The sequence below is a fragment of the Propylenella binzhouense genome, from assembly GCF_009866965.1.
GTDB classification, from domain to species: domain Bacteria; phylum Pseudomonadota; class Alphaproteobacteria; order Rhizobiales; family Afifellaceae; genus Propylenella; species Propylenella binzhouense.
Genome location: NZ_SPKJ01000048.1, coordinates 21,981 through 31,241 on the forward strand (window position 1 = coordinate 21,981; position 9,261 = coordinate 31,241).

A 9,261-nucleotide genomic window follows, 5' to 3' on the forward strand; every position below is an offset into this window, starting at 1 on the left:
CCGAACGGGAAGCTCAGTCGGCCGGTTGCGGCGCGGCGCCGCCGCCCGCCCCGAGCATGCGCGAGAGCGCGTGCACGAGCGAGCGGTGGTCGAACGGCTTCTCCCAGTGCGGAACGTCCTGGAACTCCGGCGGGATCGAGCCGAGGTCGTAGCCGGTCGCGAACACGAACGGGATGCCGCGCAGGCGCAGGAGCTCCGCGATCGGATAGGCCATCTCGTCGCGCAGGTTGAGGTCGAGCACCGCCGCGTCGACGGGATCGGAGCCGGACAGAAGGCTGCGCGCCTCGGAGAGGGAGGGGACCGGGCCGAGAATCGTGCCGCCGGCCCGCCTCACGGCCGCCGCGAGGTCGTCGGCGATGAAGTATTCGTCCTCCACGATCATGATCCGCAAGCCGGCGAGTTCTGCTTCGGGTTTCGCGAGCATGGATGCCGTCCTTCGTCGTGGTCCCGATGTTAACGAATGCGAGCGGCTTTGGATCGCGCGATCGGAAAAAAGCAGCCGGCCGGCCTTCCCGGGCGACCGCTCGGAACTGACCGGGAAGGCGGCTGTTCTCTCGGTGATCCGGAGCTGTCGGCATGGAAAACCGCGACATCATCGCCATCGGGGGCTCGAGCGGCGCGACGGCCCCGCTGAAGGCGATCCTTGGCGGGCTGCCGCCCGACCTGCCGGCCGCGGTGTTCGTCGTTCTCCACATTCCGAGCCGCAGCATCGGCCTGCTCGCCACCGTGGCGAGCGCGGCCGGGCCGCTGCCGGTCCGGCAGGCGGAAGACGGCATGGCGATCGAGCGCGGCCATGTCTACATCGCCGCCCCGGACCATCATCTGATCGTCGCGAAGGGCCGGATGCGGCTCGGCCGCGGCCCGCGCGAGAACATGGTCCGTCCGGCAATCGATCCGCTGTTCAGATCCGCCGCGCTCGCCTACGGGCCGCGCGTGATCGCCGTGGTGCTGAGCGGCCTCCTCAGCGACGGCGCCGCCGGCCTCAACGTGGTGAAGCGGTGCGGCGGCGTCGCTCTCGTCCAGGATCCCGAGGACGCGGTCGCGGACGAGATGCCGCGCCGGGCGATCGAGGCGACCGAGGTGGATCTCTGCGTGCCCGGCGCTCGCCTCGGCGACGTGCTCTCCGATCTCGCCCGCCAGGCTGCCGGCCCGCCGCTGCCGGTGCCGCCGGAAGTCAGCCTGGAAGTAGACATCGCCATGGGCGAGCGCGCCGACACCGAGCTGGTGAGCCGGTTCGCCGAGCCCGCCGCCCTCACCTGCCCGTCCTGCGGCGGCGTGCTGTCGGCCGTCCATCGGGGAAAGCCGCTGCGGTTCCGCTGCCAGGTCGGACATGCCTTCACGGCCGACGTCCTCGCCAAGGAGCAGGAGAGCCGGGTCGACGAGGCGATCCGCGTCGCGCTCCGCATCATCGAGGAGCGCGCCGAGCTCGTCTCGCGCATGGGCCAGGAGGCCCGGAGCGCCGGCCGCTCCGCCGTCGCTGACCTCTACGAGGACCGCGCCCGCGAATATCGGGCCTATGCCGGAACGCTTCGCGCCGCCGCTCTCCGCTCCATCGGCCTTGCCGCCGACGACCCGGATTCGTCCTAGCTCGAACGCGCGAGCCGCTCGACGATGAGCTGGCGATGAACCTTCAGCTCCTTCAGCGTCGCCCGGAAGGCCTCCAGCAGCCGCTGGGCTTCGGCCGTGTCGCCCCCGAGATCGGAGAGCGAGAGAACGCGCCGCTCCTGCTCGGCAATCCGCCGCTCCGCCTCGGCGATGTGCCGCTCCGCCAGTACCAGCTGCGCGCGTTCATCCATGACTTTCCACCGTTTGCACATCCCCGGTCGAAGCGAAAGCCGAGGATGGTGGAAGAGAGGGTCCCGACGGCGAACCGGGCGGCCGGGTCCGGCGTTGCTCCCCGGTGAATCGCGTGCCACGGTGAGGTCCGCGCATCCGGAGAGGACCCCGCCGGAAAGGCGGTGCAGGCAGTGAGCAATACGAGCGAAAAGGGCGGCCGGCCCCGCAGGTCCAGCAGGCGAAGCCCCGGAAATGGCGCGGCGCAGGCGGACAAGTCGCCCCTGGTGGTCGGCATAGGAGCTTCTGGAGGCTCCATCGAATCGCTGCAGACGCTGCTCGCCGGGCTGGCGAACCTGTCGGACGTCGCGGAGGTGGTGGTGCTGCAGAGCCGCGAGGCTCTCGACGAAGCCGCGCTGAGGCAGGCGCTCGGCCCGGACCTCCCGCTCGTCACGGCGGAGCAGGGCATGGCCATAGAGGCCGGAACGGCCTACCTCGCGCCGCCTTCCGCGCTTCTGACGGTCGCGGGCGGGCGGTTTGCGATCAGCCACGCCGACGGCAGGTCGAGAACCCGCGGGACGCTCGATTCCTTCTTCCTGTCGCTCGCCGAGGACAGGGGGGAAGCCGCCGTCGCGATCCTCCTGTCCGGCACGGGTTCGGACGGCATCCTGGCGGTCGCGGCGGTCAAGGAGCATGGCGGGCTTGCAATCGCCGAGCGCGGCCCGCCCGAGGACGCACGGGAGGCCGCGCACAACCTTCCGGCCGCGCTGGCCGATTTCGTGATCCCTGCGGCCGAGATGCCGGGGCGCCTGGCGCTGCACGCTCGGCTGCGCCGGCGCAGCAATTTCGACGCCCTGATCGACCAGGGCGCGAAGGCGCTCAGCTCGATCGCCAAGATCCTGCGCACCAAGACCGGGCACGATTTCCACGGCTACAAGAAGCAGACCTTCCTGCGTCGCGTGCAGCGCCGGATGCAGGTGACCCAGATCGAGGACCTCGACGAATACGTGAAGCTTCTCCGCGACCAGCCGGAGGAGGTGCAGAACCTTTTCAACGACCTCCTCATCGGCGTCACGCACTTCTTCCGGGATCCGAAGGAGTTCGACGCGCTCGAGAAGGAGGTCGTCCCGAAGCTCGTCGAGGGCAAGGGGACGGGCGATCTCGTCAGGGTGTGGGTGCTCGGCTGCGCGACCGGCGAAGAGGCCTATTCGATCGCGATCCTGCTGCGCGAGGAGATCGCGCGCCGCGACGTCGCCCCGCAGGTCCAGATCTTCGCGACCGACATAGACGTCCGCGCCCTTGCCGCGGCGCGCGCGGGCCGCTTCTCGGGCTCGATCGTCAACAATGTCTCGCCCGAGCGGCTGGCGCGCTGGTTCGTCCGGGAGGGCAATACCTATGTCGTCGCGAAGGAGCTGCGCGAGATGTGCATCTTCTCCGCGCACAACGTGATCCGGGATGCGCCCTTCTCCAGGCTCGACCTGATCTCCTGCCGCAACCTGCTGATCTATCTCGAGGCGGACCTCCAGAGCCGCATCATCCCGCTTTTCCATTTCGCGCTGCGCCCCGGCGGATTCCTCTTCCTCGGCAATTCGGAGAACGTCACCCGGCACCCGAAGCTGTTCGAGCCCATCGACCGTCGGGCGCGGATCTTCCGCCGCCTCGACAACGGGCCGCACCACCTGCCCGATTTCCCGATCACCGCGTCGGCCAGGCGCCCGCCGGAGGCGCGGCCGGCGCCCGTCCGGTCACAGTCCGACGGCCAGCTCGCCCAGAGGGCCGAGCGCATCGTGGAGCAATATGCTCCCGCCTACGTCATCACCACCGAGGACTTTCAGGTCCTGCATTTCTCGGCCCGGACGGGCCGCTATATCGAACCTACCGCGGGCGCGGCGACCCTCGACCTCCTGAACCTCGTTCACCGGGACCTCCGCCTGGAGCTGCGCGCGCTCCTCATGAAGGCCGGCGAGGAGGACAAGGCCGTCCACGCCGAGCGGATCAAGATGCGCGTGAGCGGACATACGACGCTTCTCGTCGACATCGCCGTCGAGCCGATCCGCAACTCCGCGCAGGGGGTGCGCAATTTCGTCGTCGTCTTCAAGGATGGACTGGTCCTGCCGGAGGGCGGGGCCGACCTGAGCGCGGTCCCGGGCCATCTGCGGGACGAGCACGTGCTTCGCCTTGAAAGCGAACTCCGCCTGACGCGCGAACGCCTGCAGGCGACGATCGAGGAGCTTGAGACCGCGAACGAGGAGCTGAAATCCTCCAACGAGGAATATCAGTCGCTCAACGAGGAGCTCCAGTCGGCAAACGAGGAGCTCGAGACCTCGCGCGAGGAGCTGCAGTCCGTCAACGAGGAGCTGACCACGGTCAACAGCGAGCTCGCAAGCCGGGTCCACGACCTCACGCGCGCGACGAGCGACCTCAAGAACTTCCTCGAAAGCACGCAGATCCCCACGCTGTTCCTCGATAACGACTTGAAGGTGATGAACTTCACGCCGGCCTCGACCGAGCTCTTCCACCTGGTCGAGACCGACATCGGACGTCCGATCGCGCACATCAAGTCGCGGATCGCGTTCGAGGAACTGCAGGACGACGTGCGGCGCGTGCTCCGCACGCTCAACAGCGTCGAGCGCTCCATCGAGAATCCCGCCACCGGGGCGCGCTACATCGTCCGCATTCTCCCCGATCGCAGCATCGACAATTTCATCGCGGGCGTGGTGGTCACCTTCGTCGACGTGACCGCGCTCAAGCGCTCCGAAGAGCGGCAGCGCCTGCTCCTCTCCGAATTGCAGCACCGGGTGCGCAACACCCTCGGCGTGGTCCGCTCGATCGCGCACCGGACCGCCGAGACGAGCGATTCCGTGGAGGACTTCGCCATGCATCTCGACGGCCGCATCAACGCGCTCGCCCGCGTCCAGGCGGCCGTGACGCGGGACCCTGTCGCAGGCGTAAGCCTCGACACGATGGTCGCCGACGAACTGGTCGGCTACGCCGCCCACGAGGGCGAGCAGGTCGCGATCTCCGGACCGCCGATCCGCCTCCAGCCCAAGGCCGCCGAGATGCTCGGGCTCGCCGTGCACGAACTCGCGACGAATGCCGTCAAGTATGGAGCGCTCCGACAGCCGCACGGGAAGATCAGGATCGCATGGGCGCTCGGCGGAGAAGGCGGCGAGCGCACGCTCGCCTTCGACTGGAGCGAATCCTGCCCGGACCCGGTCGATTCCGCACCGAAGCGACACGGCTTCGGCATGGAGCTCCTGGAGAAGACCCTCGAATACGAGCTCTCGGCGAAGGCGAGTCTCGATTTCAGAAAGGAGGGCCTGCACTGCCGGATCGAGATGCCCGTGACGGACCGGCTGCTCGTCCAGCACAAGCCGGCATCCTGACGGCGCGGCTGCGCACACTCGCGCGTCCTTACGAAATCGGCACCTGGACGCGCGAGCCTGTCGGCTGGTGGAGACGAAGGTAGGTGCCGTCGAACTCGCTCGTATCGACGAGCCCTTGCCAGTCGAGCACCGTGACCGTGCCGCCGCGCAATTCGGCAAGCCCCGCCATCCGCAGATCGCGAAGCACGCGGTTCACGTGGATCGTGGAAAGGCCGAGAATGTCCCCGAGATCGGTCTGCGTGACCGGCAACTGATAGCTGCCGTCCGTCGCCAGGCCGGCTTGCCTCATCCGTGCGGTCAGCTCGCAGAGGAGGTGGGCGCAGCGCTCGAAGGCGAGCCGGCGCCCAAGCCCGATGGTCCATTCCCTCAAGATCGCCGTCTCGATCAGCGTGTAGCGCCACAGGACCGCTCCGATCCGACGATTGGCGGAGATGAGGTCGACGAGCGCCCTGTGGGGGATCAGGCCTACCCGGGACGGCGTGAGCGTTCCGAGGCTGAAATCCGCCGCGTCGCGATGGATGCATTCGAGATCCGGCAGATCTCCAGGCATGTGGAGCGAAAGAATCTGGCGCTTGCCGTCGAGCAGCATCCTGTACCGGCAGAGAAAGCCGTCCAGCACGAAACAGCATTGCGACGTCCGCTCGCCGACGCGAACGAGGTCGACGCCCTTCGCCAGATCGCGCGAGACGAGCGGAAGATTGCGGATCGCATCGCGATCCTCGCGGCCGAGTTCGCCGACGCGCGCAAGGCTGGAAACCAACCGCTCGCGGTCGGAATCCGAGCCGTCAGGGACCCCCTCCACAACGTTTCTCCAGATATCGGGGATGCCGGAAGAACGTTAGATGCATGCTAGTTCCTCTCCGCCGGAAGACAAGCGGAGGCCGCGTCCGCAAGAGGATGCACGGGCCGGCTCCCTGTCGGGTCGGCGCGGACCGCCCGGACGAGGCGGCGGTCTACCCCCTCCCCCGCCGCTACTCGTCCTCTTCGATGCCGGATTCCATGAGGCGGCGATTGGCGGCCCGCAGATGCTCCTCGACGCGCGCGACGAAGGCGTCCGTGTCGCCTGCCTCGAGCGCGGCGACGATCGCGCGGTGGGCGGTGACGGAATCGTCGAGCCCCGGCGCGCCCTGGAAGGCGCGCCAGCGGAACAGATTGAGCTCCTTGTTGATGCCCGTGTAGATTTCCGCCAGCCGGCGGTTTCCCGCGGCCTCGATGATCGCCATGTGGAAATCGTGGTTCAGGCGGTAGAACGAGGCGAGGTCGCCCTCGCGCACGGCCGCCTCGATCGCCTTCATCGTGCGGGCGAGTTCCGCGATGCGCGGCTTCGTGAACGCGGCCGCCGCCTGCCGGCTCGCATGGACGGCGAGCACGACCCTCACCTCGCAGAGCTCTGCCGCCGTCCGCCGCGAGATCGTCTTCACGTAGGCGCCGCGATTGACGATGATCTCCACGAGGCCGGCCTGTTCCAGCCGGCGGCAGGCCTCGCGGATCGGCGCACGGCTGAGCCCGTTGCGGTCGCTCAGCGCCTTCTCGTTGATTGCCTCGCCCGGCTTGAGCGCGCCGGCGAGGATCATCTCCTCCAGCCGCTCGTAGATGACCTCGGCGAGCGACTGCCGCTCGGGGAGCTCAAGCGTCCGCACTTGCGAATCTTTCATCGTTGACAGGCCTTGAACTTATGCGGATTGTCGACACGCGACAACTGTACGGGTGGAGCGCCGGCATGATCGTAGGGATTGACCATATCGAACTGATCGTCCGCGACGTGGACGAATTCGTGGAGTTCTACAAGAAGCTCGGCTTCAAGCTGCTGAGCCGGACGGAGCATCACGGCGGTTCCGCGGAAATGCAACTGCCGGGCGACAACCAGCCGATCTTCGAGATCCACACGGTCATGGGCGAGGAGAACCCGGGCATCAATCACATCTCCTTCAAGGTGATCGACATCGACAAGACCTACGAGGACCTCGTCGCCAAGGGCGTGAACACCTTCTACAAGCCGCCGCATCCATCTCCCTCGACGGGGCGCCGCAACGTGCTGCTGCGCGATCCGGACGGCTGGCGGGTGCAGCTCAGCGACAGCCGACGCACCGACTACAAGAAGACCGAGGGGGACGCCTAGCCGACGGGACGACGCATGAGACGGGGAACGGGAGGCGGGATGGGCTCCTCGGACGATCCGGTGATCGAGATCGCCGGCCTGCACACCTACTTCGACACGGCCGAGGGCGTGGTGAAGTCGGTGCGCGGGATCGACCTGAGGATCGACCGCGCCGAAACGCTCGCCATCGTCGGCGAATCCGGCAGCGGCAAGAGCGTCACCGCGCTCTCCATCCTGCGTCTCGTGCCCGCGCCGCAGGGCCGCATCGCGGCGGGCCGCATCGTCTTCGAGGGGCGCGATCTCGTCGCGCTTCCCGAAGACGAGATGCGCAGGATCCGCGGCAACGGCATCGCGATGATCTTCCAGGAGCCGATGACCGCGCTCAACCCCGTCATCCGGATCGGCGAGCAGATCGCGGAAGTCATCCGGCTCCATCGCGGCCTGCCCCCGCGCGAGGCGCTTGCGGAGGTGGAATCGCTTCTGCGCAAGGTCGGCATCTCCGACCCCGGCCGGCGCCTCTTTCAATATCCGCACGAGCTCTCCGGCGGCATGCGCCAGCGCGTCATGATCGCGATGGCGCTCTCCTGCGGGCCGAAGCTCGTGGTGGCCGACGAGCCGACCACGGCGCTCGACGTGACCATCCAGGCGCAGATCCTGGCGCTCATGCAGAGCCTGAAGGATGACTTCGGGGCCGCGATCCTGCTCATCACCCACGACCTCGGCGTGGTGGCGGAGACCGCCGAGCGGGTCGCGGTCATGTATGCCGGCCAGATCGTCGAGCATGCCGATGTCGACGCCCTCTTCGGCAACCCGCTCCATCCCTACACGGCCGGGCTGATGGCCACCATCCCGGACCTCGAGCGGCCGGTCGGGGACCGGATGCTGCCGGCGATCCCCGGCGCGGTGCCGAGCCTGGCGCGGCTGCCGGCCGGCTGCGCCTTCCAGGACCGCTGTCCGCGCGTGCACGAGCCCTGCCGGGCCGGGGAGCCTCCGCTCGTGCGCAAGGACGGCGGCCATGAGGTGAGGTGCTGGCTCCATGTCTGACGAGCCGCTCCTCCGCGTCGAAGGGCTGAAGAAGCACTTCCCAGTCCCGGGCGGTCCGCTCGGCCGGAACGCGGGGGCGGTGAAGGCGGTGGACGGCGTCGATCTCGCGATCCGGAAGGGCGAGACGATCGGGCTCGTCGGCGAATCCGGCTGCGGCAAGACCACGCTCGGCCGCTGCATCCTGCGGCTCCAGGAGCCGAACGAGGGCCGCGTCCTGTTCGACGGCGAGGACGTGCTGAAGGCCGGCGGCAGCACCATGCGGCGGCTGCGCCGGAAGATGCAGATCGTCTTCCAGGACCCCTATTCCTCGCTCAATCCGAGGAAGCGCGTCGGCTCGATCATCGCCGAGGGCTACCGTGTCCACGGCCTCTACGGCCGGGCCGAGCGGCTGCGGCGCGTGCACGAGCTGATCGAGGTGGTGGGGCTCCGGCCGGAGCACGCGGACCGCTATCCGCACGAATTCAGCGGCGGCCAGCGCCAGCGCATCTCGCTCGCCCGCGCCCTCGCGCTCGAGCCGCAGCTGATCGTCGCCGACGAGCCGGTCTCCGCACTCGACGTCTCGATCCAGGCGCAGATCCTGAACCTGCTCGTCTCGCTGCAGCGCCGGTTCGGACTGACCTATCTCTTCATCTCGCACGATCTCGGCGTCGTCCGGCACATCAGCGACCGCGTCGGCGTCATGTATCTCGGCCGCATCGTGGAGATCGCGCCCGCCGCCGAGCTCTATGCGGCGCCGCGCCATCCCTATACCGAGGCGCTGCTCTCGGCGGTGCCGCGCCCGCGCCCGGGCGCCAAGGCGCAGCGCATCGTGCTGCCGGGCGACGTGCCCTCGCCGAGCAGGCCGCCCTCCGGCTGCAGCTTCCATCCGCGCTGCCCGCGCCGGCAGGAGGTCTGCACGCGCCTCGCGCCGCCGCTCGCGCCGTCGGGCGGGGCACATCTCGTCGCCTGCCATTTCCCGAT

9 protein-coding genes are annotated in these 9,261 nt (G+C 68.7%); 5 read left to right on the forward strand and 4 right to left on the reverse strand.

Translation table 11 applies throughout. From position 1 onward, the window contains the following. Positions 1 to 13: 13 nt before the first annotated feature. The gene (locus tag E4O86_RS13795) at positions 14 to 424 is read right to left on the reverse strand and encodes a response regulator (protein WP_161141129.1); all 411 of its coding nucleotides are present in this window, start codon (positions 422 to 424) and stop codon (positions 14 to 16) included. 152 nt (positions 425 to 576) lie between these two features. Here E4O86_RS13795 and E4O86_RS13800 point away from each other — a divergent pair, with 152 nt between their 5' ends. Continuing rightward, a complete protein-coding gene (locus tag E4O86_RS13800) occupies positions 577 to 1,587 on the forward strand; it encodes a chemotaxis protein CheB (RefSeq protein ID WP_161141130.1) in 1,011 nt (336 codons plus the stop codon). Here E4O86_RS13800 and E4O86_RS13805 read toward each other — a convergent pair. After that, positions 1,584 to 1,796, reverse strand: a complete 213-nt coding sequence (locus E4O86_RS13805; RefSeq protein WP_246206390.1) for a hypothetical protein — start codon at positions 1,794 to 1,796, stop codon at positions 1,584 to 1,586. The genes E4O86_RS13800 and E4O86_RS13805 overlap by 4 nt on opposite strands. Before the next feature lie 264 nt (positions 1,797 to 2,060). Between E4O86_RS13805 and E4O86_RS13810 the strand changes: the two genes are divergently transcribed. Then, on the forward strand, positions 2,061 to 5,159 hold the full coding sequence (locus tag E4O86_RS13810; protein ID WP_343039161.1) for a CheR family methyltransferase: 3,099 nt from the start codon (positions 2,061 to 2,063) through the stop codon (positions 5,157 to 5,159). Between the two features lie 28 nt (positions 5,160 to 5,187). On the opposite strand, the gene E4O86_RS23810 is transcribed toward E4O86_RS13810, so the two are convergent. Both E4O86_RS23810 and E4O86_RS13820 read right to left on the reverse strand, forming a co-directional pair. Next, positions 5,188 to 5,961: a helix-turn-helix domain-containing protein gene (locus E4O86_RS23810; RefSeq protein WP_161141133.1), complete on the reverse strand. Its 774-nt coding sequence runs from the start codon at positions 5,959 to 5,961 to the stop codon at positions 5,188 to 5,190. Between the two features lie 169 nt (positions 5,962 to 6,130). Next, positions 6,131 to 6,799, reverse strand: coding sequence for an FCD domain-containing protein (locus E4O86_RS13820; protein WP_161141134.1), 669 nt, complete (start codon positions 6,797 to 6,799; stop codon positions 6,131 to 6,133). A gap of 80 nt (positions 6,800 to 6,879) precedes the next feature. Between E4O86_RS13820 and E4O86_RS13825 the strand changes: the two genes are divergently transcribed. The 3 genes from E4O86_RS13825 to E4O86_RS13835 form a co-directional block, all read left to right on the forward strand. Continuing rightward, positions 6,880 to 7,278: a VOC family protein gene (locus tag E4O86_RS13825; protein ID WP_161141135.1), complete on the forward strand. Its 399-nt coding sequence runs from the start codon at positions 6,880 to 6,882 to the stop codon at positions 7,276 to 7,278. Between the two features lie 39 nt (positions 7,279 to 7,317). After that, a complete protein-coding gene (locus E4O86_RS13830; protein ID WP_161141139.1) occupies positions 7,318 to 8,301 on the forward strand; it encodes an ABC transporter ATP-binding protein in 984 nt (327 codons plus the stop codon). Further along, positions 8,294 to 9,261, forward strand: a 968-nt coding sequence (locus tag E4O86_RS13835; protein WP_161141136.1) for an ABC transporter ATP-binding protein, incomplete at its 3' end; no start/stop codon positions are given. The genes E4O86_RS13830 and E4O86_RS13835, both read left to right, overlap by 8 nt.